This window comes from Tsukamurella sp. M9C, assembly GCF_020169415.1.
GTDB lineage: Bacteria > Actinomycetota > Actinomycetes > Mycobacteriales > Mycobacteriaceae > Tsukamurella.
The window spans coordinates 1-522 of sequence record NZ_JAIULG010000105.1 but is presented as its reverse complement, the minus strand read 5'-3'; the positions used below and the strand labels follow the sequence as shown (position 1 = coordinate 522).

The 522-nt window shown below is 36.2% G+C and carries 1 protein-coding gene; it reads right to left on the bottom strand.

Annotation, left to right across the window (positions count from 1 at the left end; genetic code table 11):
- Positions 1–522 (bottom strand): FAD-dependent oxidoreductase (locus LB823_RS23585; protein WP_224652208.1); only part of this gene is annotated, 522 nt, incomplete at both ends.

Here is a 522-nt window from a genome sequence, read left to right as displayed (position 1 = left end):
GCAATGCAATGCCTTTATTTTCTAAGTCAGTAATAGCATGTGCAACGACATCTTGATCTTCGCGTGGCATAAATGATTCGCTACGTTCTAATACTGTTACCTTACTACCTAAATTCGCAAACATTGAAGCAAATTCTAAGGCGATATAACCGCCACCTACAATAACGAGGTGCTTAGGTTGATAGCTAATGTTTAATAAACCTGTCGAATCGAAGACGTGTTTAGCTTGATCAAGGCCTTTAATGTTAGGAATGACAGAGGTAGCACCGGTATTAATAATGATATGAGGTGCAGTAATACTATCGACGATATCGCCATGCTGATTTAATAAATTCACTTCAGTATTAGATTTAAACTGCGCTTTAAAATCCAGTACATCAATGTTGTTATCGTCTGCTAATAAGTGGTAATTTTTATTGTTTAGCGCATTGACAACATCGTTTTTACGATTATAACTTGCTTCAAAGGATTTGCCTTCTAATCCATCATGTACAAGTGTCTTCGAAGGTATACATCCTATAT